The 26,761-nt window shown below is 36.9% G+C and carries 24 protein-coding genes and 2 tRNA genes; 6 read left to right on the forward strand and 20 right to left on the reverse strand.

Annotation, left to right across the window (positions count from 1 at the left end):
* Positions 1-95: 95 nt before the first annotated feature.
* The 3 genes from clpX to ACM5BR_RS09465 form a co-directional block, all read right to left on the reverse strand.
* Complete coding sequence (clpX, locus tag ACM5BR_RS09455) at positions 96-1,361, reverse strand: ATP-dependent protease ATP-binding subunit ClpX (RefSeq protein WP_416827557.1); 1,266 nt, start codon at positions 1,359-1,361, stop codon at positions 96-98.
* Between the two features lie 304 nt (positions 1,362-1,665).
* Complete coding sequence (tig, locus tag ACM5BR_RS09460; protein WP_416827559.1) at positions 1,666-2,943, reverse strand: trigger factor; 1,278 nt, start codon at positions 2,941-2,943, stop codon at positions 1,666-1,668.
* A 177-nt stretch (positions 2,944-3,120) separates the two neighbouring features.
* Entirely contained in the window at positions 3,121-4,110 is a 990-nt protein-coding gene (locus ACM5BR_RS09465) for a hypothetical protein (RefSeq protein ID WP_416827561.1), read from the reverse strand.
* Positions 4,111-4,369: 259 nt separating this feature from the next.
* On the opposite strand from ACM5BR_RS09465, the gene ACM5BR_RS09470 reads away from it, so the two are divergent.
* Both ACM5BR_RS09470 and ACM5BR_RS09475 read left to right on the forward strand, forming a co-directional pair.
* Positions 4,370-5,593, forward strand: a complete 1,224-nt coding sequence (locus ACM5BR_RS09470) for an Alp7A family actin-like protein (protein ID WP_416827563.1) — start codon at positions 4,370-4,372, stop codon at positions 5,591-5,593.
* A gap of 11 nt (positions 5,594-5,604) precedes the next feature.
* Positions 5,605-5,919 (forward strand): hypothetical protein, encoded by a 315-nt coding sequence (locus ACM5BR_RS09475; protein ID WP_416827564.1) that lies wholly within the window; start codon positions 5,605-5,607, stop codon positions 5,917-5,919.
* A gap of 85 nt (positions 5,920-6,004) precedes the next feature.
* On the opposite strand, the gene ACM5BR_RS09480 is transcribed toward ACM5BR_RS09475, so the two are convergent.
* From ACM5BR_RS09480 to ACM5BR_RS09535, 12 genes are all read right to left on the reverse strand, one after another.
* Positions 6,005-6,697, reverse strand: a complete 693-nt coding sequence (locus ACM5BR_RS09480) for a nuclease-related domain-containing protein (RefSeq protein WP_416827566.1) — start codon at positions 6,695-6,697, stop codon at positions 6,005-6,007.
* Between the two features lie 100 nt (positions 6,698-6,797).
* Positions 6,798-7,697: an alpha/beta fold hydrolase gene (locus ACM5BR_RS09485; protein ID WP_416827567.1), complete on the reverse strand. Its 900-nt coding sequence runs from the start codon at positions 7,695-7,697 to the stop codon at positions 6,798-6,800.
* A gap of 532 nt (positions 7,698-8,229) precedes the next feature.
* Entirely contained in the window at positions 8,230-10,839 is a 2,610-nt protein-coding gene (locus tag ACM5BR_RS09490; protein ID WP_416827569.1) for a GW domain-containing glycosaminoglycan-binding protein, read from the reverse strand.
* 632 nt (positions 10,840-11,471) lie between these two features.
* Positions 11,472-11,545, reverse strand: a tRNA-Arg gene (locus tag ACM5BR_RS09495).
* A 1-nt stretch (position 11,546) separates the two neighbouring features.
* Positions 11,547-11,620: transfer RNA gene (locus ACM5BR_RS09500), tRNA-Gly, on the reverse strand.
* 114 nt (positions 11,621-11,734) lie between these two features.
* The gene (locus ACM5BR_RS09505) at positions 11,735-12,235 is read right to left on the reverse strand and encodes a metallophosphoesterase (protein ID WP_416827570.1); all 501 of its coding nucleotides are present in this window, start codon (positions 12,233-12,235) and stop codon (positions 11,735-11,737) included.
* Positions 12,236-12,262: 27 nt separating this feature from the next.
* A complete protein-coding gene (locus ACM5BR_RS09510) occupies positions 12,263-12,859 on the reverse strand; it encodes an XTP/dITP diphosphatase (RefSeq protein ID WP_416827572.1) in 597 nt (198 codons plus the stop codon).
* Between the two features lie 14 nt (positions 12,860-12,873).
* Entirely contained in the window at positions 12,874-13,611 is a 738-nt protein-coding gene (gene rph / locus ACM5BR_RS09515) for a ribonuclease PH (RefSeq protein ID WP_416827573.1), read from the reverse strand.
* Between the two features lie 247 nt (positions 13,612-13,858).
* Positions 13,859-14,911 (reverse strand): GerMN domain-containing protein, encoded by a 1,053-nt coding sequence (locus ACM5BR_RS09520; RefSeq protein ID WP_416827575.1) that lies wholly within the window; start codon positions 14,909-14,911, stop codon positions 13,859-13,861.
* A 143-nt stretch (positions 14,912-15,054) separates the two neighbouring features.
* Positions 15,055-15,876 (reverse strand): glutamate racemase, encoded by an 822-nt coding sequence (gene racE / locus ACM5BR_RS09525; protein WP_416827576.1) that lies wholly within the window; start codon positions 15,874-15,876, stop codon positions 15,055-15,057.
* Positions 15,877-16,110: 234 nt separating this feature from the next.
* Positions 16,111-16,335 (reverse strand): spore germination transcription factor GerE, encoded by a 225-nt coding sequence (gene gerE, locus ACM5BR_RS09530; RefSeq protein WP_416827578.1) that lies wholly within the window; start codon positions 16,333-16,335, stop codon positions 16,111-16,113.
* 186 nt (positions 16,336-16,521) lie between these two features.
* Positions 16,522-17,514 (reverse strand): alpha/beta hydrolase fold domain-containing protein, encoded by a 993-nt coding sequence (locus tag ACM5BR_RS09535; RefSeq protein ID WP_416827579.1) that lies wholly within the window; start codon positions 17,512-17,514, stop codon positions 16,522-16,524.
* Positions 17,515-17,710: 196 nt separating this feature from the next.
* Here ACM5BR_RS09535 and ACM5BR_RS09540 point away from each other — a divergent pair, with 196 nt between their 5' ends.
* Positions 17,711-19,075, forward strand: a complete 1,365-nt coding sequence (locus tag ACM5BR_RS09540) for an arsenic transporter (RefSeq protein ID WP_416827883.1) — start codon at positions 17,711-17,713, stop codon at positions 19,073-19,075.
* 38 nt (positions 19,076-19,113) lie between these two features.
* On the opposite strand, the gene ACM5BR_RS09545 is transcribed toward ACM5BR_RS09540, so the two are convergent.
* Positions 19,114-19,788: a DUF2642 domain-containing protein gene (locus ACM5BR_RS09545; RefSeq protein ID WP_416827581.1), complete on the reverse strand. Its 675-nt coding sequence runs from the start codon at positions 19,786-19,788 to the stop codon at positions 19,114-19,116.
* 188 nt (positions 19,789-19,976) lie between these two features.
* Here ACM5BR_RS09545 and ACM5BR_RS09550 point away from each other — a divergent pair, with 188 nt between their 5' ends.
* Positions 19,977-20,402, forward strand: coding sequence for an OsmC family protein (locus ACM5BR_RS09550; RefSeq protein ID WP_416827583.1), 426 nt, complete (start codon positions 19,977-19,979; stop codon positions 20,400-20,402).
* Positions 20,403-20,457: 55 nt separating this feature from the next.
* Here ACM5BR_RS09550 and ACM5BR_RS09555 read toward each other — a convergent pair whose 3' ends face one another.
* On the reverse strand, positions 20,458-21,606 hold the full coding sequence (locus ACM5BR_RS09555; protein ID WP_416827585.1) for a cation:proton antiporter: 1,149 nt from the start codon (positions 21,604-21,606) through the stop codon (positions 20,458-20,460).
* A gap of 288 nt (positions 21,607-21,894) precedes the next feature.
* On the opposite strand from ACM5BR_RS09555, the gene cbpA reads away from it, so the two are divergent.
* Together cbpA and ACM5BR_RS09565 are read left to right on the forward strand one after the other, a co-directional pair.
* Complete coding sequence (gene cbpA, locus ACM5BR_RS09560; RefSeq protein WP_416827586.1) at positions 21,895-22,512, forward strand: cyclic di-AMP binding protein CbpA; 618 nt, start codon at positions 21,895-21,897, stop codon at positions 22,510-22,512.
* 143 nt (positions 22,513-22,655) lie between these two features.
* A complete protein-coding gene (locus tag ACM5BR_RS09565) occupies positions 22,656-23,444 on the forward strand; it encodes a M15 family metallopeptidase (RefSeq protein WP_416827588.1) in 789 nt (262 codons plus the stop codon).
* Between the two features lie 92 nt (positions 23,445-23,536).
* Here the strand turns inward: ACM5BR_RS09565 and ACM5BR_RS09570 are convergent, their stop codons facing one another.
* From ACM5BR_RS09570 to sdhA, 3 genes are all read right to left on the reverse strand, one after another.
* Positions 23,537-23,998 carry an acyl-CoA thioesterase gene (locus ACM5BR_RS09570; RefSeq protein ID WP_416827590.1) on the reverse strand — a complete coding sequence of 154 codons (462 nt, stop codon included), beginning with the start codon at positions 23,996-23,998 and terminating at the stop codon, positions 23,537-23,539.
* A 208-nt stretch (positions 23,999-24,206) separates the two neighbouring features.
* A complete protein-coding gene (gene sdhB / locus ACM5BR_RS09575) occupies positions 24,207-24,968 on the reverse strand; it encodes a succinate dehydrogenase iron-sulfur subunit (RefSeq protein WP_416827592.1) in 762 nt (253 codons plus the stop codon).
* Complete coding sequence (gene sdhA / locus ACM5BR_RS09580; protein WP_416827594.1) at positions 24,961-26,760, reverse strand: succinate dehydrogenase flavoprotein subunit; 1,800 nt, start codon at positions 26,758-26,760, stop codon at positions 24,961-24,963. Before sdhA ends, sdhB begins: the two co-directional genes overlap by 8 nt.
* Position 26,761 lies beyond the last annotated feature (1 nt).

Genomic DNA, 26,761 nt, shown 5'->3' on the forward strand with positions numbered 1-26,761 from the left:
AGTATCTCCTGGTAGTAAGAGGACTAAACATAAGAAGAGACAGCAATTTTAGAAATTGCTGTCTCTTCTCTAAATAATATATAGCTATTCATTACTTAAGCAGATGTTTTTGTATCATGATCGATTACTGTACCATCATGTAGAATTAGCTTAGGTGTTGCTTTTTCTGTAACAGTCTCCTTCGAGATAACACATTTTTCAATATCATTTCGAGAAGGAAGTTCAAACATAACATCTAGCATGATAGATTCAATAATGGAACGTAAACCGCGCGCGCCTGTTTTACGTTCAATTGCTTTTTGTGCAATTTCAATCAATGCTTCTTTATCAAATTCAAGTTCCACATCATCTAATTCTAGAAGCTTTTGATATTGCTTAACAAGTGCATTTTTCGGTTTTGTTAAAATTTCTACGAGCGTAGCTTCATCAAGTTCTTCAAGGTTAGCAATAACCGGAAGACGTCCGATAAACTCTGGAATTAATCCGAATTTCAGTAAATCCTCTGGTAATACATGTGATAGAACTTTTTCTTCATTTACAATATCTTTCTTGGCATCTGTACCAAATCCGATTACCTTTTTACCAAGACGTCGTTTTATAATTTGATCAATTCCATCAAATGCCCCGCCGCAAATGAATAGAATATTCGTTGTATCAATTTGAATAAATTCTTGATGAGGATGCTTGCGACCGCCTTGTGGTGGAACGCTCGCAACTGTACCTTCTAAAATTTTCAAAAGAGCCTGCTGTACCCCTTCTCCAGATACATCACGTGTAATGGAAGGATTTTCAGACTTACGTGCTACTTTATCGATTTCATCGATATAAATGATTCCTTTTTCTGCTTTTTCTACGTCATAATCAGCAGCTTGGATAAGTTTCAATAAAATGTTCTCTACATCTTCTCCTACATATCCAGCTTCCGTTAAAGAAGTAGCATCTGCAATTGCAAACGGAACATTTAAAATACGAGCTAATGTTTGAGCAAGTAATGTTTTTCCGCTACCTGTTGGACCAATTAATACAATATTACTCTTGGACAATTCTACATCATCAATTTTGCTATTCGAATTAATACGTTTATAGTGGTTGTATACTGCAACTGCTAAAGCTTTCTTTGCTTGATTTTGCCCAATTACATATTCATCTAAAATGTCGAGGATTTCAGCAGGCTTTGGTACATCTTTGAATTCTACTTCATCGTCTTTTGCAAGCTCCTCTTGCACAATCTCTGTGCAAAGCTCAATGCATTCATCACAAATGTATACACCAGGACCAGCTACGAGCTTACGAACTTGCGTTTGCGTTTTGCCACAGAAGGAACATTTTAATTGTCCTTTTTCATCGTTAAATTTAAACATGTCATCACACCCCTTAAAGTGCTAGAAACAGTACTACCCACTATATGTAACCTAATTTTTCTACCCTATGTAAATACATATTATGTCACTACACTTGAATAAATACAAATGATATGGTCGCATTTTTAAAAGAAAAAATGCGTATAATTATTAAAATACATATATTCTACACACAATCATGTGTTTCCTTCTAAGCTAGACAAAATACTGCGCAGAAAAGAAAAATTTTTTATAAAACAAGGCACGATCAGATCGTGCCTTGTTTTATATTTAAATCATTTACATGTACATAAATATAGGAAGATTATTTACTGCTAGCAACTAACAAATCGATTGCTTTACGTACGTTTAAATCTTCTTTTACAGAAGAAAGATTACCTAGTGCTTGCTTTACAGCATCTACAGGCATTTTGTACATTTCAGCCATTTTAGCAATTTCTGCTTCTACGTCTTCATCTGATACTTCAACGTTTTCAGCTTTGATGACTGCTTCTAGTACAAGATTTGTTTTTACTCTTGCTAACGCATCATCTTTCATTTGTTCTTTTAATTTTGCTTCATCTGTTCCTGTGAATTGATAGTAAAGGTCCAAGTTCATTCCTTGTGATTCAATACGATGTTCGAATTCGTGAATCATGTTGTGTAATTCTGTTTCAAGCATTGCTTCAGGAATGTCAACTTCTGCATGCTCAACAGCTTTTTCAATTGCATCGTTGCGAAGCTTGTTTTCTGATTCTACTTTTTTCTTTTCTTCTAAGTCACTACGAAGCTTTGCTTTTAGCTCATCAAGAGTTTCTACTTCTTCATTCACATCTTTTGCAAATTCATCATCTAAAGCAGGAAGTTCTTTCGTTTTAATTTCATGAACTTTCACTTTAAATACAACTGGTTTACCAGCAAGATCAGCAGCATGGTATTCTTCAGGGAATGTAACGTTAATTTCCTTTTCTTCCCCAGTTTGCATTCCTACTACTTGATCTTCAAAACCAGGAATGAATGAACCAGAACCGATTTCTAGAGAATAATTTTCTCCTTTTCCGCCTTCAAATGGTACTTCGTTAAGAAAACCTTCAAAATCGATAACAGCTGTATCGCCTTTTTCAACTGTACCTTCTTCTTTTAATACAAGTTCAGCTTGTTTTTCTTGCAATCCTTTTAATTCATTAGCTACATCTTCATCTGTTACAGTTGCATCTAGTTTCTCTAATTCAAAGCCTTTATATTCTCCAAGCTTCACTTCAGGTTTTACAGTAACCTTCGCAGTAAAGATTAAAGCTTTACCTTTTTCGATTTGTTCAACGTCGATTTCCGGTTGAGCAACTGGGAAAATACCCGTTTCATCAATAGCCTTTGAATACGCTTCAGGCACTAAAATATCTAATGCATCTTGATACAAAGATTCTACACCAAAACGTTGTTCAAACATAACACGAGGTACTTTTCCTTTACGGAATCCAGGTACATTTACCTTTGTTACAACTTTTTTAAATGCAGCGTCTAGCCCTTTTTTTACTTCTTCGGCTTCTACCTCTATTGTTAGAACGCCAACATTATTTTCTAATTTTTCCCATTTTGCAGTCATTTATTCGTTCCCTCCAACTATAAAAATAAACTATTAACACTCGGTATGTAGTCCGAGAATCATACGGAATTTGCTAGGAAATAGTATATATAACCCGCAAAAAAAGCATATTTGTGCATTATGCAACCATTACATTATATCATACAAATCTGCTCTTTCAATAATAGGAAGATTTTTTTATACATCCAAATACCCGTCTTTTTCCATGCTTATGAGCATTTCATATGCTCTTAAACATGCATCTAGCGTTACACCATATTCCTGTGCAATTTTGTCATCATCACAGTGCATGAAAAAACGTTCTTCTCCTATTTTTTGCAGTGCTGCAGCCCAAAGACATTCATCCTCGGGTGTAGGAATAAGAGGAAATAGAATTGCTAACATTTGATGCCAATACTCTTCCACAGCCTGAAGCATCGTAGGATTGTCTTGTCCCATTCTATTTTCGACCTGTCGTAATACTTCTATAGAAAAGGGGGACTCCCGTTCCGAAAGAAGCTCCTTAGGTTTAACCGTAACAGAACGTCCATATTTAACAACTACTACTTCCTCATCTACTTCGAATTCCATCATCATATGTATAATCATTGACTTTATGTAAGGATGCTGATCCTCCTGCTGTAAAAACGAGCGTAGAAAGGAGAAAGCCTGTATCGTTCCTCGTTCTCGTAACTGCTCTAATGCTCGTATCTGTTTTACAACATCCTTCCCTTCAAACACCTTTTTATATTCAGGCTCATCAGGTAATTGTGTTTCTTCTTGTAACATTTTTTGCGCGAATGCATATAGAGCAGAAAGTTTTTTCTGTCTTTCTTCAGAAATCGTATCCTCTTCTAACAATCGCTCTACTTCTTTCACAACGGCGTTAAAATCGTGCAGCTGAACAAGAATTGTAATAAATAAATCTTCTACATCTGTTTTTAATTCGTCGCTAGCATCTAACAAATCTTTGCATCTTACTTTTGCTTCTTTCCATTCATGAAGCTCAATGAGGCAAACCACTGCCGCAAATTCTGAATGCTCGTCGTGCAAATCATACATGAGAAGCTGATTAAGAAATGGCAGTGCTTCTTCGAATTGTTTGGCATGTAATGCATCAAATCCCTTATCACGCAAACGGTCAGCAAGGTTTGGAAACAGCACCAGTTTCTTTTCGTTTTCGTTCATGCCTTCGCCTCTTTTATCTTTTATACACTTAAAAGTAAATATAGCAAAAGAACCGCACAAAAACAACAATTGCTATCCTTACAAATTGCCGATTCCATATTTAACAGCTATCCGACTTTTCATAAGTTGTACTTGAGTATGATTTGTCGAACATTATTTTCCTGAATATTCCTTTTTTGTATTGTAACCACCTGTTTTTTTGATAAAATTATGGTTAAGTAGGACTAGAATCGAAATTTAGGAAAGAAGGTGAAAGAGAGTGAAGATTATAAGATTCAATGCTGATTTTGGAAATAGTACAAGTAATTTTCTAGTAGATGGATATTATATAGAGTGTCCTACAAATGTAGTAGAATTGAGTAAACAAGAAGCAGAAAGGCATTTTACAGATGTACTTACCGATCCAAAAGATTTACTAGGAAGTATGCTGCTCTCAACAACAATCGGGAGCGAAACAAAGTACTTTCTCGTTGGAGAGGCTGCTGAGTATTCTATGCAGGCAAACTCACATGTAGGTCGCATGCATGATAAGATGAAGAGTCATATCCCATACATCATTTTCTTAAGCACAATCGCCTATTATCACGCACTGCACAATCAAAGTGAAGCAGATACCAGTATTGAGATTGAATCGATGCACATGATGCTGCCTATTTGGCTACTTAAGCGAGAAGAAAAATTCAGTACCGCTCAAAACATGATGGAACAACGATTTCTTACAGACCATGGCGTCACCATCTGGACTCCTGGTATGAGTAAAGAGCTACATATTACGGTACATCATGCAAAATGTAAGATTGAATCCGAAGTAGCTCGCCATGCGATCAAATACAAAATGATGAAACAAGATGAAGAAGGAAAAATGATTAATATTGTGAAACGACGCGAGGCCGAACAATTCCAAAACTATAAAGTTGTTTTAGTTGATATTGGCGGAGGATCTACCGATGCGGTTAAGCTGAGTAAGGGATTAACCTCACCAAAGGATAGAGACTCATTTCAAGTAATTGACATTGTACCTTTTTTAGGATATTTAGAGGATTTCAGAAAAGAAAAGCTACTTGAAAAATTTAAAGAATTACGAGCTCTCGAAACATTTATTGTGAGTCATTATAAGTCTCAAACATACAAATTAAATAATGAAAATACTGGTCAAAGCTATGATCTAACGAATATGTTTCAAGAAACGCTTAGTAAATATGCTGCATCCCTCGAGGCTGCTGTACTGAACGCCTTTATATCTACCAATAAGGAACCGCTGAAATTTATCTATATCGGCGGTGAATCTCCAATCCTAGAACCTTATATAAGAAATAGTCTACTACATCATATGACTCTCCATGCTGCAGAGCAAAATCACTTTTTTCTACACGAAATTATCGAATACGATGAATATGAAGTATTCGCTCCTACACCTCGAACCATCAATTTATGCGCCTTAGAAATATTAAGTTTAAATGAAATGACAAAAATCACAATATAAGGTGTGTTTTCATGAAAAAAAGAACAAAGATGACTTTCTCTACAAAGGACATACCGGATCAGATATATAAAATACTAGATGAAAAAGCTAGAAGCCGGTCATTAGCTCCGTTTATCATTGAGCTGATTACCAATAAAGAGAAACACGAAAAGGTAATAAGCAAGCTTACTACGATTGAAGAAATGTTAAAAAGCGTATCGATTCCTTCAACAAGAAAAGTCCAAGAAGCTTTGGCGGAACCAGAATGGTCTACAGGTAGAATTATTTTTGCTAAGGAAGTCTCAGGTGGAATTGAAGAAGAAGACGAGAAAGAAGTTGATTTTTGACATAAAAAAGTGGATCCATCTTTAGTATAGATGGATCCACTTTTGATTATAAACATACATTTCGCACTTAAATGCATTTTCTCCATTATTTAAAAGATTTAATCTTCTGAATATGACGTTTCTTCACTTCAGTTGTTACATTTGTAAAAGGCTTGAGTATTTGATATATATGGTCAATTTCTTCTATTGTAAATACTGGTTTTAAATTTTTAATTTCATTATTTATCGTTTTGGATAGTTGATTTCGTTTTAATACGACAACATCTTGAGAATCAACAGTTATCTTTTTCAATTCGCACCGATTACTAAATACAATTACGGATTTGAAAAATTGGGCTGGAACAAAGTCTAGATTTCTTTGCAACATTTGAATATGGGTCTTGTTTTGCTTAATTGGATTATAGAAAAACTCTTTATGCTTATTTGGAAATACCTGACACCATTTTTTATCTTTTTCCTGACCAAATATCCAGCCACTATAATTTTTAGATTCTAAGACATATATCCCTGTCTCATGAAGAAAAATGATATCTGTTTCCGATGTTCCTTCCCTACCGTTTGGTAGATAACAATTTAGAAGCAATTTATGATATCCCTTCACTTTGACCAATACTTCAACCGAATAATATTCCCCTATCAATCCTGTATCCTTTAGGACTTTCAAAAAGGAATTATTCGTTTCTTTCTTGTACGCACTTTTGCTATAACGATTATATTTGTAAAGCAAAGTAAGCCAAATCGGTGATGTAAACAATAAAAATAAAACAATTATGTCCATAAATATTCTGTCCTCCCCTTTTGGTCCGTTAATCTTTTAGCAGAAATTACAATTAACTTTTTGACCTCAATAAAATGTACTACCCTATATATTTCTGCTGTTAATCGTGTTTTTGACTGTAATGATAATAATCTTTTAGAAACTCTTTAATATCATTATTTATTTTTATTAAATATTCTTCTGAAGGGAAATGTCCTATATTATAAGTTTTGAATGCTGTTAAATTTGTAATAATTTCGTTCGCAACTCTATTTAATCTACTTTCAGGAAAAAAAACATCTTTTGTTCCTGCTATGATTAAAGTTGGTGAATTGAAATTCATTAATTCATTCTTCTTAATTAATTTAGGCATTTCTCGTTCAAGTTTTATGTATTTAAATAAATCACCGATAATATTTTTGTCAATTTCTTTCATACTATTATCCGACATAATCCCAGTAACTTTATTAAGATGTTTTTCCGATGAAGTCACTTTAAACAAAACTAAAGGCAGTAAAATATCCTTAATCATTTTAATTTTAGAACCTAATCTTATTCCTGCTGGTGATACTAATATGGAACAATCAATTTTATTTGGCATACATGATGCTAATCTCAATATGATACCAGCACCGTACGATGGACCAATAAATGCACAACTATCAATATTAAAATGATTCATTAGTTCTGATATCCATTGAGCAAAACTATTATCCTTCGCTGAAATCCTATTTTCATCACTGTACCCAGGATGACCAATAGTATCTGGTGCATAAATTCTATACTCGTCTATCAATGGTATAAACCAAGATAATGTCATTGGATTTATACAATTACCACCTTGGAATATAAATACAGGTTTTCCTTCCGGTGGACCTGCTACAAGGACATGAGTTTTACCATAACTTGTGTCTACATAAATTCGTTCGACATCAAACTTAAATGAATTCAAATAATTTTCATAGTGTTTTACAATATATCTTTTTCCTTCTTCACTTTTATAAATTGTTCGGTTCCTCATAATATCACCTCCATCTTCATTCAATCATTTCACTATGTATAGATTACATCTAAACCCCTTTAGTTTAAGGCAAAAGTTTTCTCATTCTTCACACGTATTTTAACATAAAATTACAATTAACCTATAAATTTCAAATGGAATTAGATAGTAATAACATTCGAATCCGACCGACTGCTTAGAAGGCCGTTGCTCAATCCAACTAAGCTACTGGGACATACCGATATATTAACGCTTTTTGAATCGGGCACTGATATGATGGTTTTCCGAACTTTCGACCGTTTTCATGATATCCTGATATATAGGAGGAAAACGTTGGAAACCATACAATTTCATTCAATAAAAAAAGAGCGAGCACTAAACTCACTCCACGAAACAAGGAAGACGTAATTTGCCTGTCTTCGTTTCATTACGATATATCACACGACACTTTATTGGTTCAATAAACACAAAATCCTTCTCTTCACAATTACCCGGCTTACCGTAAATCTGATTTGACCCACTTAAAGATGCATTAGGATAGTAACCCAGCTGGCTACTTACCCGAAATAGCACGTGAATCAATCCAGCCTTCAACATGGTTATCGACTTTGAATTGATACCAATGTACCCCACCAATATCCAGGCTGCGAATAAGTTGTAGTGGCTTGTTTATGTAATTACTTGCGGGACCTACATAACTTGCGCCATGTTCCCCATATGGAGCTGTCCAAACTGCATTGCCCTCTGCAGCTACAACAAACGCAGTTCTATTTTCAGATTGTACGTTGGTAACATTTGTATAGATGTTATTGGCATCTACCCATCCTATTACATTGCCTCCTATGGAAATTTCATTCCACACTATTTGACCTTTTTTGGCACTTTTCACTACTTGGACCGTTTGATAGCTATACTGATCGACAAGGTTAACAAATTTTGCACCATACTCTCCGTACGGGATGTTCCAAATTGCGTCCCCCTTACCAGAATAGCCCATCAGTGCTGTTTGGTTCTCATCTTGTATGTCAGTCAAATCAATCAATACTTTTCCTGCATCGATCCAGCCTAAAAATTTTCCGCCTTTTTGAATCTGGTACCACAATGTATTTCCCTTTTGAACACTCATTACTACATGAACCGTTTGATACATATAGTCATTCGTACTTCCAAGATACTGAGCACCAAGGGTTCCATAAGGGGTTGACCAGACTCCATTGTTATAAGTACTGCCAATCGTCACATCAAAATTTTCAGCTTTCGCTACACCTAATGTATCCAAAGCATTATCATCAATCCAGCCCATTACTTTTCCATCCATACTGATCCTGTCCCAAAGGGTGTTATGATACGTTGTAGTATTCAGGATTGTAATATTACGATAGGCATACAAGTCTGTTGAACCCAGATACTCCGCCCCAGGAACACCGTATGGCATGGACCAGATGCTATTTATGCTTGTTGCTCCCATTACGGCATCTCGGTTGCTGTCACTTATACCGTTTACATCACTTAAAACTCGCCCATCTACCCAGCCAATTACCTGATTATCTACACTGAATTGATACCATACAACATTGTTAAGACTTATCTTTTGAACTAGCTTAATCACTTTTCCTACATAATTGTTTGTTGATCCAACATAGCTAGAACCTTGTACACCATAAGGAACGGACCATACTCCATTACCGGTGGTACTTTTCACCAACTGATTTACATCTTGATCATTAACAGTAGAAACGTTTTCCAACACCCGACTGTCTACCCAGCCAATTGGCTGGCCATTTACATTTACAAAACACCAAAGTACGTCTCCTCGCCTTGTTTCAGAAGAAATATGGACAACTTTGCCGGCATACCTAGTAGTATCTCCCACATAATTGGCCCCCTGATCACCATACGGGCTGGTCCAAATTCCATTCCCCGCTGTGTGGACAAACATCGAATCAAAGCTGACTGTTTGATTACCTGGTTGTGGAGCTGGCTGAACTGTTACTTGCGCAGGGTATTCTGCCAATCCATATCCGAATTGTGTATCCTTTCCGACAATTCCAAGATCTTTTGCATCCTTATCCAACTCTTGACGAAGCTGAATATTCGTCATGGACGGATATTTTTGTTTTAATAAAGCGAGCACTCCTGCAACGTGCGGTGCTGCCATTGATGTACCACTGCCGATTGCATATCCATTATTTAAATAGGTAGATAGAATATCGGAACCAGGGGCACTTACTTCTAACTCTTGACCTGTCGCAGAAAAAGAAGAGCGATTTAAATCCTGATCAATGGAACCTACCGAAATGGCACTGCTATATTTAGCAGGATACATAATAGTATCTCCTGTACCTGTCGCATTTCCATTATTTCCTGCTGAAGCAACTAGTAAAATACCTCTATTAAAAGCTTCGTCTATCATATTGTGTAATAAAGGACTATCTGTATCCGTTCCAAGAGATAAATTCACGATATCCATATTATTTTGAATTGCCCAATCCAACCCTGCAATAATATCCTGCAACGTTCCTGTGCCAGTGCTGTCCATTACCTTGATGGCATAAAGCTGCACATCAGGTGCAACCCCTTGTACCATTCCATTTCCTGTTGCTCCAATCGTACCAGCTACGTGTGTGCCATGCCCATTATCATCAGCATACGATGTTGTGTAGCTGACTTCAGATACGCCACCAGCAACATTCAAATCACTATGAGGAGCAATCCCTGAATCAATAACTCCAACCTTTATACCTTTTCCTGTCAATCCTGCTTGCCATGCTTGGGGGGCTTGTACATCTTGTATGTCCCATTGTGAATCTTGTCCGTTTGTCACCGTAGTCGTTTGGACTTTGACGACTTTAGAGGGAAAATCTTGCAATTTAATGGTTACATTCGGTTCGACATCAGCAATATTCGGATTGTTTTTTAAATTTGCAATATCAGTTTGGTCAACCTTTGCGGATACAGCAGGTACACTTTCAAATTGGCGCTCAATATTCTTGCTATTTTTTAAAACCGTATTTTTCCCTTCTTGATTTTTATAGACAACCAATACTGTTTGTTCCTTATTTTGCTGCATTTCTTGTGCACTAGTATGAATCAAAGGCACACTTACTTGCACAAGCACAGTAGCAACAGTTATTTGTGCTAATATTCTAATTTTTCTGTTCATGCCTTGTTTTCTCCTCTGGAATTGCGGTCAAAATATTTAAAATATTAATCTTTTGTTTTAATTATAGTAGAATATTGAAATAAATAAAGAAATAATAGAATTAAAATTCAATCCAGTCAAAGAGTATTACTTATTTTATCGGGCAAAAGGTAAGAAATGTAGTTAAAGAGAAGAATCCAAATAAGCTATTCACTTTTTTCAGATTATGTACGACAATGATTTTGTTATCATTCACCGAAAAATGGATGCCACTTAAAATTATTTGTGTGAGAAAAATAAAAGTTCAAACGAGGTAAATTATGAGGTGAAAATGAAGCTCTTATAGGTTCGTCTTTTGATTCACTTGCGCCATTCCATGATACTGTAACACCAGGAACAGTCCCTAAATGTGAACGGTCTCCCACATGTCAAGGTCACTGAAAATTCCCATTCGTATTAGCCTCGACCTTTGCCTTTTAACAAGTACTTAGAAATAGGTAGTATTCCCTTATTACTCGTCAAAACAAAAAACCTCCTATACCATTTAGCATTAAGTCAATAACATGTGTAATTTCTTACACGACCGTTATACTGACCGTTTCGCTAAACGATATAAGAGGTTGATGTGATGCGACGTACACGCACCTTATGAGCGTCCCAGGAGAGATTCGAACTCCCGACCGACGGCTTAGAAGGCCGTTGCTCTATCCAGCTGAGCTACTGGGACATGGAGCGGGTGATGGGAATCGAACCCACGCTATCAGCTTGGAAGGCTGAAGTTCTACCATTAAACTACACCCGCATATATTATTTTATTTAAGTCGTTGTGTCGACGTTTTTTATTATATTCTTATGAGTCATATAAGTCAATACTTTTTTAGTAGGATAGAAAAATATTTCTATCCTACTACCGTAGTTATTCAGGTAAGGAAAAGTTCCGTTTTTCTACTTCATTTCCTTCTAGGTCTATGAACGTAACGGTTGCTTCATTCCTTTCAATTTCAAGCAAAACGAATGTTTTTTCTTTGCGCATACGAGGTAACAAGATACTACCAGGGTTAATGAGGAGCGTTCCGTCAACTAATTCTGCTCCCATAATATGACTATGTCCAAAGCAAGCAACTTGTGCCTGACTTTCCTTTGCTTTATATAGCACATTTTGCAATGTCATCTTTACATTATAACGATGTCCATGTGTGATGAAGAATCGAATTCCTTCTACTTCTGTAACGATGTCATTCGGATAGGATGTTTCATAATCACAATTACCTCTTACAATCTCATAACCCTCGGTATCTTGTGCGGATAGCTCTGAATCACCGCAATGAATCATGACATCTACATAATCATATTGTTGTTTTAATTGTATCAATTCATTGGTTAGACCATGACTATCGCTCACAATTAGCGCTTTCATATATGTTCCCCCAGTTGATCTATCTTTTTAAAACCATTCCGGAATTTTTTTCTCTAGTTTATATAGTGCTCGTGCCCGGTGGCTACATGTATTTTTTTCATCACGGGATAATTCAGCCATAGAACGTTTCATTTCTTCGACATAGAAGATAGGATCATATCCGAAACCGTTATCACCACGTGGTTGTTCTAAAATAATCCCATCGATTGTTCCATTCACGATAACTGGTTCTTTCTGATCAGGAAACACAACAGCTAATGCACAATAAAAACGTGCTGTTCGTTTTTCCATTCCAACCCCTTTTAAATCTTCTAATACTTTTTGGAGGTTTGCTTCATCATTTTTTTCTTCACCCGCATAACGAGCAGACCGCACACCTGGGTTCCCGTTCAGTGCATCCACCATAAGACCGGAATCATCTGCAATGACAACTTGTCCAAGCTGCTTGGATAAACTATTTGCCTTAATAATGGCATTTGCTTCAAATGTTTCTCCCGTCTCTTCAGGCTCTTCGATAAGAGGAAAATCATGAAGGGATTTAACCTCTAGACCATACGGAGCAAAGAGCTGCTCAAAATCTTTCACCTTGCCCATATTCTTCGTTGCAATTACTACTTGTTTCATATCGCTCCTACCCTTCATGGAATGTTGATATGTTCTTGTTCTAACGCTTGTTTTTGGAGAGCGATAAGAGATTGAATGCCTTTTTCCGCTAATGCTAACAATTGTGATAATTCTTCCTTACTAAACGTTGATTCTTCGCCAGTACCTTGCACTTCTACAAATTTCCCTTGCCCTGTCATAATCACATTCATATCGACATTTGCATTCGAATCTTCTTGATAATTTAAATCTAACACTTCTCCTAGCTCGTCCAAAATCCCAACAGAAGTAGCCGCTAAATAATCGTTAACCGGAACTTTAGACAGCTTTCCATCGTCGACTAATTTTTGAAATGCAAGCACCATAGCAACAAATGCACCTGTAATAGAGGCTGTTCTCGTCCCTCCATCTGCTTGAATAACATCACAGTCAATCCAAATGGTTTTCTCTCCAAGAGCGTCTAAATCTACAACTGCCCGTAATGCTCTTCCGATTAAACGCTGAATTTCCATCGTCCGGCCTGTTACCTTTCCTTTACTGGACTCACGAATCGTACGCTGCTGGGTAGCACGTGGAATCATCGAATATTCTGCCGTAATCCAGCCCTTTCCTTCTCCCCTCATAAATGGGGGTACTCGATCTTCCACGCTGGCATTACAAATAACTTTCGTATCTCCTGTTTCAATAAGTACAGATCCTTCTGGATGTTTTAAATAGTTTGTATGAATATGTATACGCCGTAGTTCATCTTTCTGACGTCCATCTTCTCTCATTTTTTCATTCCTCCTTGCAATTTCTAGTATAGCCTAAAATAACAGTATGTATGGGAAATAAGCGAGGAGATTAAAATATTGTCTTGTTGCAAAATAGACCCATTTGCAAAAAACTGTTGCCTAGGTATACAAGTAACAATTTTTTGCAAATGTATGGAATTGATTTCTAGCATCTTCCTCTAAGACATAAAACTGATTTTAAACTGTAGCTAAAAGACCTTTCCTTTAGTATAACAAACCCGATATGCTAAAAACTACCTGTATTCACATTTTGCGGCCGGGACACTGCTTTTGTTAGCTTTTCACCATTTTCTTTAACTAAATCTGATTTTCCATTTACTTCAATCGAAATGCTCTGCACTCCTTTTTGCTCAGTTAAAGATAAAACAAGTGATCCAAGAACATAATTAGAAATTACATTTTTCCCTACGTTCGCATAGATGTTTTCATTAAAGTCAAGGTTGACTTGACCATTTTCATATTTAGGCGCGCTAACAAGCCTAACATCCGGGTTAAAATCACTTACTAGTTGGGACTTAGGCGAAGGTCCTTTAATAAGCTCATTCACAACGGAAATGACTTCATCCTTCTCATTATTGGAAATACGTCGTGTTACAGGAACATAGTATGTTTGCTTATTGCTTTGTGCAACGAAATATAAGGTTACTGGCTTTGTATTCATTACATCCACCAATTGCTCATCATCAAAATTGATTCCGTCTGCTCGGCTTACTCCGTCACCGATTGGCGTATTATTCACTGGCATCTTCGCTATATCTTGACCCTCAATTTGAATCTTCACACGCTTCACGTCTTTAAATTGTGTTAGCGTCCATGTAATGGATTCTACGATTTGTCTTTCTTCTTCCTTTTTGTATTTTTTAATATCTGCAGAGAAATCTGCAACGGCAGTACCATCATTTCGAACGTCTACTCCTTTCACTTGCGTATTAGCTGGAAGTACCGCTTGAAATCCATTTGGAAGTAAGCTTGTTACAGGCCCATCCTTTACTAAATACTCAAGTGCCTGCTTCATTACAGCATTGTCCTTTGCATTCGGCAATGCAATAGGCTGTGGAACCACATATCCATTTTTATCCACAAGAAATAGTTCATGCTTAGCAGCCTCGCTCTTTTTATCATCTTGTGATTTCGTTTTATTCTGATCCTTCTCTGTATTTGTTACATTAGCCGGCGGATCAATCTGCGATGCTTTTTCCTTGCTAACCGTTCCACAGCCTACTAAGAGCACAGCACTTGCAAAAATCATCCCAATCCATGACCATGCGGTTTTGCGCATAGATTTCCCCTCCTAAGATGGTTTGTACTAATATATATACAAGCTACGATCACATTAGAACTAATCGTCCATAAAACCATCCTAGGAATAAAAAACGAGTATCAGAGAAATATCTGATACTCGTTTTTCATGTATTTATTCCCTTACTCAGCTTTTGAATAGGCTTCTTGCTGCAGAGTAATATGTTTTACATTTTCAATCGGCTTTCCAAACCAGCTTGAGGCAATCTTTTTAAATGTTTCTACCTTTCCAGTCGTTAAGAACAGATGATCATTTTGTTCTTCCACTGTATTTCGTAAATTGCTATGATATAAGATTGTACTGACTTCCCGTGCCGTTTCGTCACCTGAATGAATAAGTTGTACATCTTTTCCCATCACATCTTGTATAATAGATCCTAATATAGGATAGTGCGTGCAACCTAAAATTAACGTATCAATCCCCATATGTTTTAGCGGTTGAAGAGTAGCCTCAACAATTTTATGTGCATATTCTCCTCTATACTCGCCGCTTTCTACTAGTGGAGTAAACGGAGGACATGCTAAGCTTTCCACTTCAACGCGATTTGTAATAGATTTTAAGGCAAATTCATAGGCTCCGCTTTGAATCGTACCAATCGTTCCAATTACACCAACATGATAATTATTAGTTACCTTCAATGCTGTACGTGCGCCTGGATGAATAACACCAACGACTGGAATTGGCAATTCTGCCTGCATCTCCTCAAGCACAACAGAGGTCGCGGTATTACATGCGATAACAAGCATTTTTATATTCTTTGCTAACAAATAGTTGGTCATTTCCCAAGTAAATTGTCTAACTTCCTCGCGTGTTCGTGGTCCATATGGACAGCGTGCCGTATCTCCCAAATAAATAATTCTTTCCTTTGGTAGTTGTCTTATAAGTTCTTTTACTACAGTCAGTCCGCCAACACCGGAATCCAAAACACCAATTGCTCCGTTCAAAAGATCGCCCCATTTTCTGTCTACTGTATGTAGGCACCCTATTTTTCTATTCGCAAACGATATGTCTGTACGAATGGATTTTTTTCATCTAATTGGTTTCACCATACATGAGGGAAACAATCCCACGGAAGTATTTTGCTCCTTTTCATCCTAATTTGCAAGAGATTTTTCAGAAATACGGACAGAGCTTTCCAATGAAAAAACCAGCTCCTTTCAAAAGCCGGTTTCTTCTTTCTATAATTCCAGTTCTCCCATACGAAGAAGCTCTACAACCGCTTGTGAGCGCCCCTTTACTCCAAGCTTTTGCATGGCATTACTAATGTGGTTGCGCACCGTTTTCTCACTAATGAACAACTCACTGGCGATTTCCTTCGTTGTCTTGTCTTGCACGAGCAATTCAAACACTTCACGCTCTCGTTTTGTAAGTAGCGGCTTTGTTCCAAAGTCTTTATCCTTCAATTGGTGTAACCCTCCTTGCCTACGCCAGAGCCAAATTGGGAATTGGTATCCATTTTGTCATTTGTATAGTATGAGAACACATGACTTATGGTGCATAAATGCTAGTTTTTTTTACATAATTGTTAACCTATACTTTGGTTACCCATATCTATACTAGGCAAGTGGTAGTTACACCTATACAGTCTGTTATTTTAACGTTTTATCAAGAAAATCGAGTACCTTATTTATGTTAGCTGGTGTTCGAAATGCTGGATCCATATGCTTCTTACCTTTAAGTACCTCCAATGTCACTTTTCCATTTCCCATTGCCTTTTCCAACTGGGCTGCAAACTCAGTAGACTGCTGCACAGGGACGATATTATCCGCGGTACCATGTTGAATAAAGAAAGGTGGATCATCTTGTGTAATATATGTTTCCGGATTTGCTTCTTTTACTTGATCCGGAATTTTCGTAATGGTCTCACCAAACAATTGTGATTCTGGTGAATTTGCTTTATTATGAGCAAGTCCTTTTATCCCGCTTTGTTTAAACTGATCGTCCATCGTTAAAAAATTAATAGGGCCAAACCAATCTACTACTGCCTGTACGTTACTGGGTTGGTTCTCATTACCGAGGTCAGCACCTTCAAATTCTTTATTACCGCTAGACGTTCCTGCTAATGCTGCCAAGTAGCCACCCGCTGAAGATCCCCATGCTGCAATTTTAGTAGGATCTAATTGATAGGTGCTCGCATTCGCTCTAAGAAAACGAATAGCTGCCTTTACATCATTGATTTGGGCAGGAAAATGAGCTTCCTCACTTAATCTGTAATTCATGGTAACAACTGCATAGCCTCTATTTAAAGCTTCATACAGATTGCTTAATTCTTCCTCTTTTTTCCCTGCTCGGAAGGCGCCTCCATGAATATTAAGAATAACTGGATATGGTCCATCCCCTTTATTAGGCAAGTAAATATCTAACTTCTCTGAAGGAGAGGCATTTGCATAGGAAACATTCAGCCACTTCTGCTTAATTTGATTTGAGGTTACTTCCATTATCTTTACGTTACTCTCTTGCGGTGACTTCTGATTGGTGTATTCGTTGTTTTGATTTACTTTTTGATTTACTGTTCCACACCCTGTAACTAAACTTCCTGTAATAAATATAGTAAGTAAGAGGCCTATCCTTTTGACATTCATCACAAATCTCCCTAATTAAGAAGTGTTTACCCTTTCACAACTAGTATTCTTATACTTCATAATAATGCCTTCGTTACGTTATTTCTACCTTGAAATAAGTATTTCGTTTAGTACAAGCTATCGCATGATGCATATACTTATTAATATAGATAAGTCTCTATAAAGAGTTCTGAAATAGGAAGGAGGAGCTACATTTATTACAATACAAATTGTTTGTACTATTTCTGCGTTTTTATTATCCATGCTCGTCATTTTTTGGCGTCCTAAAGGAATAAACGAAGCCGTGCCAGCAACAATCGGAGCTATTATTGTATTAGCCTGCGGAAGTGTTACCTTTCTAGATTTACATGATATAAGCGCTAAAGTCGTAGGTGCAGCCATAACAATTATCGCTACTATTGTAATGGCAAATGTGCTAGAAAGCTTCGGGTTCTTTCATTGGGCCGCTGCACAATTGGTCATTCGTGCCAAGGATTCTGGCATTCGTTTGTTTTGGTATACAAATTTACTTTGCTTTTTCATGACTCTTTTCTTTAATAATGATGGAAGTATTCTTATCACAACCCCTATTCTTTTACTCTTATTGAATAGACTCCAATTAAAGCCGCATCAAAAAATCCCTTATTTACTCAGTGGCGCATTAATTGCTACTGCATCAAGCGCTCCAATCGGCGTTAGTAATATTGTCAATCTGATTGCATTAAAAATTGTCCATATGGATCTTTATATGCACACTGCTATGATGTTTGTCCCCGGTACACTAGGATTACTCTTCATGTCATGTATGTTATTCCTCGTGTTGCAAAAGGATATTCCTCGAAAACTGCCTGCTATTTCTCTCGAATTAGATGAAAATTTTGCTACGCAAACCTTTCATCCTTTGCAGCCAAAACTAGCTGCTGAACAAGCAAAATCACGTTCAAGATTTATGCGTAATATATTACTGTTCGTTTTAGGAGTCAGAATTAGTTTATTTCTTGCTTCCTACATCGGTATCCCAATCGAAATAGTAGCTATTATTGGCTCACTATTATTACTAGGATGGAGATGGTATACATTACGTATCGCTCCCTTTGAGATTTTAATCAAAACACCATGGCATATTCTAATCTTTGCCTATTCTATGTATATACTTGTATACGGGCTTCATAACATTGGCTTAACCAACTATCTCATTCACTATCTTCAGCCTTATGTTGCAATGAATCTATGGAATGCAAGTCTCCTTATGGGAATCGTGCTTTCCGTTCTCTCTAACTTATTTAATAACCATCCTGCATTAATGATTGGGACAATGGCATTAACAGAAATGGGGCTAGACCCTATTACAGTGAAAACCGTATATTTAGCAACCATTATTGGCAGTGATATCGGTTCTCTCCTTCTTCCAATAGGAACCCTTGCAAGTTTAATTTGGATGAATATTTTACGGAAGGCACATGTGAAGATTAGTTGGAAAAAATATATAAAGGTCACTTGTATCGTAATCCCACCAACTGTATTTTTTACACTTATCATTCTTTATTATTGGATATCATGGATATTCACTGGTCATATATAACGATAAATCTGAACGGGGAATAACCCCCCCATTCAGATTTAATGTAAACCTCCCGGAATGTGAACAGATTGAATGTGGGATAACGTTACATATACGATATCACCATTTGCAACAACTAATTCAGCCATTCCTTCGCTCATGTTATTCAATTTTCCTATTTTCGTTGATCTTCCTTCCATTTCAAAGACAACCAATTCATCCTTATATTTCTTTAGTTGCTCCTCTAAACATGGATGTAGCAATGCCTCGGAAGGGAAAGTTGGTATTTTCTCATCACTTAGTGTATAAGGGGTTGTTTTTAAATGATAGGGAACGAGCCATTTAATATGGTGGGTAGAAAGTAACATCAAGTTAAATAGGGGTGAGTAGAACGAAATATAATCCGTTTGTACACTTACGATATAGCCATGAAGAGATATGTCACCCGTTACATAGATCACCGTAAACCTTCCCTTTGCATTTTCTAAAATCGTGCGAAATGAAATAGATTGCTCCTTTTTAACTAATGACCCTATAGTGGGATATGAAATTTCCTCATTGATGATTTCGCTCTTATTGAGACGATAAATATGCCAAAGCGGAAGATAAATAAAATCTTTCCCATTAAACAAAATAATCATTTCTTTACTTATGTCAATCAGTATCCCTTGAAACACAATTTTCCCTAAGATTTCAACATCTATCTGTTTGCCACGCAACGATGAAATACTCAATATGAAATCTCCCTTCTATAAGGATAAGTAATCCGTACATTATATACATAGAAGACTTGGTTTAGAATGGTACTGGGGATAGAGCCTATCATTTCCCTCCCTGTCGTTCACACTAGTATAATAAGTGCATGTCGTAATCAATAATTGAGTTGCTATCTTATTTAAAGCGCAAAAGAAGGAGAATATATATGAAAACAAAGGTAACTTGGACTGGTGAAATGGGATTTTCAAGCATCAATCCTTCAGGACACGAAATAAAAATGGATGCATCTGAAGAATTCGGCGGACAAAATAGCGGTGCTCGTCCTACAGAGCTGTTGTTGAATGCCATAGCTGGTTGTACAGGTATTGACATTATCAATATTCTACATAAAATGCGTTTGAATCCAACCGCCTTTCATATGGAGGTAGAAGGAACACGTGCAGAGGAGCATCCGAAGAGATTTACTGCCATTCATGTTTTATACGCATTAGAAGGAGATCTTCCAGAGGAGAAAGTCATTCGTGCCATTCAGCTTTCGAAGGATACTTATTGCTCTGTTGCTCATTCCCTAAATGCTGATATTACAGCAAGCTATACAATTAATGGAGTAAAAGGATTGAAAAGCTTATAACAAACAAATGTCCTGACCATTATAGGGGTTAGGACATTTGTTTAAACCATCATATTCAATTCAATGAAATGGCTGATTTTCGTTCTTTAAAAAATACCTTCATTAGCGGAGGTGTTACGATAGTAGTGATGAGGACAACGAGAATAATAATAGAAAACATACTCTGTGATACAAGTCCATTCTCCCTTCCAATCGTCGCGATAATAAGAGCCACTTCTCCCCTTGAAACCATTGCTGCACCGATGCCAAAAGACTCTCTCCACGTAAAGTGTTTGAGCTTGGCCCCTAGTGCACAGCCTATTAACTTTGATGCAATAGCTAACAAGCTAATCACTAGAATAAGAACCCAGTTTTCTAACACACCTGAAAACTCAGCAGATAATCCGATGCTTGTGAAAAATACAGGAACGAATAGGGAATAAGAAATTGCTTCTGTTTTTTCAAAAATCACTTTCTTAGCATTCGTCACACTAATAGCTATACCAGCGAAATATGATCCTATAATGGCTGCAATTCCCATATAATCTGCAAAATAAGCAAACGAGAAACATATAATTAATCCAGCCGTCAGCTTTGTTTCTGAAACCTTTAAAATTGAAAATAGCTTTATAAAAATTGGAACAAGCTTCCATGACGCTACAAAAATAGCGATGAAAAATAGCGCCTTTTTCAAAAGAATCGTTCCAATGTGTACGTCTCCTCCGACCATACTCATTACAAAGGCTAGAGCTACAATTACAAGTATATCATCGATGACAGCCGCTCCTAAAATCGTGTTTCCGGCTCTCGTTTGAAGCTGTCCAAGCTCCTTAAGTGATTGAACGGAAATACTTACACTTGTAGCTGAAAGTAATAGTCCTAAAAATAAGGATTCAAATATCGTCATGCCAAATGCAATTCCAGCGCCATAGCCCAAGATCATGGGAACAATCACACCAAGTACGCCAACAACACTTGACGAAGCTGCCGTTTTTTTAAATTCGTCTAAATCAGTCTCGAGTCCCGCAAGAAACATAAGAAGAATCACACCAACTTGAGAAAGTTGTTGTAAAAAATCACTGTTTGGAATAATCCCTAACATAGATGGACCTAATACGACCCCTACTAATAGTTTTCCAAGTACAGATGGCTGTCCAAGCCTCACACTCAGATGACCTGCGAATTTTGAAAAAAATAAAATAAGAGCTAGTTGTATGAAAATCATTTGCAATCCCTTCTTTCTCTTACAATTTAGTAATTCCCTAATTGACCTTTTCTAAAAAAACACAAAAAAGGAGCCTATGTGGCAGGCTCCTCCGTGATTTTTCCTATTTATTTTCCTTAATTATACATTCATTTTGATAAAAAGTATACATATTTCAATTTCCATTTTCATCCAAAACAGTTCGTGATTTTCTTACATAATAATTTCATGAATTATTATAAAAATCGTTAACAATATTTTATTAATATTGTATATTGTCAATAATACTACTATACAGGGGGCATGAAAATGAGGGTAAAAGGAAATTATGTTCCAAAGCGAGATGTGCTTTATGTAAAAGAAGATATCACAGTAAAAGAAGCGCTTGATCATTTGAATGAAACCGGGTATCGCTGCGTTCCTGTTCTTGATAAGACGGAAACAAAGTTTATAGGAAACCTGTATAAAGTAGATATTCTAGAGCATGCACATTTACTTGATACTTCCGTAACAGAGCTGTTAGATGATAAAGATTCATTTGTATATGAAACTTCGTCCTTTTTTCAAGTGTTTTTTACAATAAAACGCTTGCCATACATTGCCGTTCTTGATGAGAATCAAAACTTTTTAGGTATTTTAACGCATTCGAAGATATTTGAGCTTCTAGAAGATGCATGGGGAATTCATTCTGGTTCTTACACTATTACAGTTGGAACACAGGACTATAATGGGGCTATTGGTAAGTTAGCTAAACTGCTTAAAAAGTATTCTGGTATTCAAAGCCTTTTAACCTTAGATAACAACGCATTGTATGTCCGTCGTCTTATTTTTACATTAGGAAAGGATTTCCCATCATCACATCTCTCTGATTTACGTGAAGATTTAGAGGAAAATGGCTTTCGTATCATTGATGTGCAAAAGCTGTAATTAAAAAAATCTTATATACAAACATGATTTTTTACTCCTAATTCTTCTTTTTCGGGATTTTCCTTCTCATTTCATGTTATAACCGATATAATTTAAACGAGCATAAAACTCTTTTACTGCAGAAAGGAATAGTTCGAAACGAAATGAAGAAATTTTTGTTACGTATACTCATTATCTTCACCATTGTGCTTGTGTCTGTTGTAATATTTCGCAATTTTGTCCAAGCTGACAAAGCAAAAGAAAATAGTTCATCTGAGCAGAATACACAAGGAAGTAATAAAACTTCTACGAATAGTAGACCAGATTTCCCTGGCTATGAAGAAACGATGCAAAAGCAAGGAGATTCATACGTTGTGACGAATCCCTCTTCTTTATTAGTACTTGTCGATAAAACACGTAAACTACCCGATAATTATGTACCTGAAGGTCTTGTGAAACCAAATGTTCCTATGAATGCTGGTGACAAAACTGCTCATCCTATGTTACGTAAAGAAGCCGCTACTGCTATGGAACAATTATTCAAGGAAGCTAAAAACGATGGGATTAACTTGTATCTAGTTTCTGGCTATCGATCTTACCAATCACAAGAGCAACTGTTTAATTCTTATGTGAAAAAACAAGGAAGATCAAGTGCTGAACAATATAGTGCACTGCCAGGAACAAGTGAACATCAGACTGGACTTGCTGCTGATGTGACTTCAAAATCCTTATTAATGGATTTAAATGCAACATTCGGGGATACTCCAGAAGGCCAGTGGCTAAAGGATCATGCACATGATAGCGGATTTATCATTAGCTATCCTAAGGATAAAACGGACATTACGGGTTATGCATACGAACCATGGCATATTCGATACGTTGGAATTCCACAAGCAACATATATGTATAATCATCACCTTACATTAGAAGAAGTTGAAAAGGAAAACAAATAAATGTAGTATGATGAAATGAAAAAGATCGTCTTTTTATAGATGATCTTTTTTCTATATAAAAAAGGAACAATCATAAACGATTTGTTCCTCATTTAACCAACATATTCTTTTTGAAGAAGCTTCGCTTTCTGATCTTCTGTCCAAGGAAAACCTTTTCCAGTTGTTTTATTTATTTGAACCATCGTACTTCTTCCAACCGACGTAATCTCATCAGATCTATTCTTAACCATAAAATGAAGATCTACGGAGGATGTACCTATTCTCTTCACCTTTATATACACCTTTAAGTCTTCATCATAAAAAACTTGATGGATGTAGTCACACTGCATACTGGCTACAACAACCATGTTTTCCCCATCCTTATTCATCCATTCTTGAGTAAAGCCGAATGTCTTGAATAGTTCGAGACATGCATCTTCAAAATACATGAATGTTTTTTTATTGTTTAGATGTCCAAACATATCCGTATCAGAAAACCGTACTTTTCTCGGGATAAAAAACGAAAATTCTTTTTCCCATGCTGTTATATCATCAATGTAGGAAATATGTTTCACCGTGTTGACACTCCTTATAAAATGGAACTTCCCTAAAGCAGGAGATAGTTTGTTCCGTGCTTTAGGGATAGCCCGACCAATAAAGCATTCACAGGCAAGTATCCCCCACAATCTTGTCTTTCATTCAGCTCTAGAGTGGAGGATTATTTTACCTATGAATGCAGGATAAAAATCGCCCCTTTCCGTAAAGAAAGAGGCGACATAGCTATTAATAGTTATTATCGCTACCAAAGAAGTCTTTAAATGATTGAATAGATGTGTCGCGATTTAGTGCTGCAATCGATGTCGTAAGAGGAATACCCTTTGGACAAGATTGAACACAGTTTTGAGAATTACCGCAGTTTGCAAGTCCACCATCACCCATAATTGCATGCAAGCGATCTGCCTTATGCATTGCACCAGTTGGATGTGAATTAAATAGACGAGCTTGTGAAAGCGGAGCTGGTCCAATAAAGCTAGAATGACTGTTTACATTTGGACACGCTTCTAAACAAACACCACAAGTCATACATTTAGAAAGTTCATATGCCCATTGACGTTTTTTCTCAGGCATTCTTGGTCCTGGTCCTAAGTCATATGTTCCATCGATAGGAATCCAAGCTTTAACTCGTTTAAGTGCGTTAAACATTCTGCTACGATCAATTTGTAAGTCACGAATAACAGGGAATGTTGTCATTGGTGCTAAACGAATAGGTTGTTCTAGTTTATCAACTAATGCCGTACAAGATTGACGAGGCTTTCCATTAATAACCATTGAACAAGCACCACATACTTCTTCTAAGCAGTTCATATCCCATGCAACTGGAACTACTTTATTTCCTTTTGCATCTACTGGGTTACGACGAATTTCCATAAGTGCTGAAATAACGTTCATATTTGGACGATATGGAATATCAAATTCTTGTTCATATGGTCTGGAGTCAGGCGAATCTTGTCTAGTAATGATGAAACGTACTGTTTTATTAGACATTTTGCTTTTCTCCCTTCGCTACTTCATCAGGCTTCTTAGCCTTTTCATGAACCGTTGTGTAATCACGTTTACGAGGTTTAATTAGAGATGTATCTACATCTTTATAGCTAAACTTAGGCGCACGATTTTCAGCGTCAAAAGAAGCCATTGTATGTTTTAAGAAGTTTTCATCGTCACGTTCAGGAAATTCTGGTTTGTAATGCGCACCGCGGCTTTCATTACGGTTATAAGCACCAAGAGTAATAACACGCGCTAAATCAAGCATATTTTCTAGCTGGCGAGTAAAGGATGCACCTTGGTTACTCCATTTTGTCGTATCCGTAATGTTAATTTTCTTATAACGTTCCATAATCTCTTGAATTTTGTTGTCTGTTTCAAGCAAATTCTTGTTGTAACGAACAACTGTAACGTAATTTGTCATCCATTCGCCAAGCTCTTTGTGAAGAACATATGCATTTTCATCACCATCAAGAGATAGAATATTGTTATAGCGTTCCGTTTCTGCTTGAACATGTTGTTCAAATACACGAGAAGATACGGAGTCAGCTGATTTATTAAGGCCTTTAATATATGCTACTGCATTTGGACCTGCTACAGAACCACCAAAGATGGCAGATAATAATGAGTTTGCACCTAGACGGTTTCCGCCATGCATAGAGAAGTCACATTCACCAGCTGCAAACACACCTGGAATCGTTGTATGTTGTTCATAGTCAACATATAGTCCGCCCATTGAATAGTGAACAGCAGGGAAAATCTTCATCGGTACTTTACGAGGATTATCACCTGTGAATTTTTCATAAATTTCGATGATACCACCAAGTTTAATGTCAAGTTCTTTCGGATCTTTATGAGAAAGATCTAGATATACCATGTTTTCCCCATTTAGACCTAATTTCAAGTCAACGCAAGCATGGAAAATTTCACGTGTTGCGATATCACGAGGTACAAGGTTACCGTAAGCTGGATATTTTTCTTCTAAGAAATACCAAGGCTTACCATCTTTATATGTCCAAATACGTCCGCCTTCACCACGTGCTGATTCACTCATTAAGCGAAGTTTGTCATCGCCAGGAATAGCAGTAGGGTGAATTTGAATGAATTCGCCGTTCGCATAAGCTGCACCTTGCTTGTACACTGCCGCTGCAGCAGTACCAGTATTAATCATAGAGTTTGTTGATTTTCCGAAGATAATTCCAGGTCCGCCACTTGCCATAATGACTGCATCACCAGGAAAACTCTTAATTTCCATAGAAGTTAAGTTTTGCGCTACGATACCATGGCATACTCCTTCATCATCAAGAACAAGACGAAGGAATTCCCAACCTTCATATTTTGTAACAAGTCCAGCCACTTCATGGCGACGCACCTGTTCATCAAGAGCATATAATAATTGTTGTCCAGTCGTTGCACCGGCAAACGCTGTTCTGTGGAACTGTGTGCCTCCGAAACGACGGAAATCAAGTAAACCTTCTGGAGTACGGTTAAACATAACACCTAAACGGTCCATTAAGTGAATAATTCCAGGAGCAGCATCAGCCATAGCCTTTACAGGAGGTTGGTCTGCTAGGAAATCTCCACCATATACTGTATCATCAAAGTGATCCCATGGTGAATCTCCTTCACCTTTTGTGTTAACGGCACCATTAATACCACCTTGTGCACACACTGAATGTGAACGCTTAACAGGAACTAATGAAATTAAGTCAACCTTCATTCCTGCTTCAGCAGCCTTCATTGTTGCCATAAGGCCAGCTAGGCCACCGCCAACTACTATAAGTTTTCCTTCCATT

Source organism: Ectobacillus polymachus (assembly GCF_048159605.1).
Lineage (GTDB): Bacteria > Bacillota > Bacilli > Bacillales > Bacillaceae_G > Ectobacillus > Ectobacillus polymachus.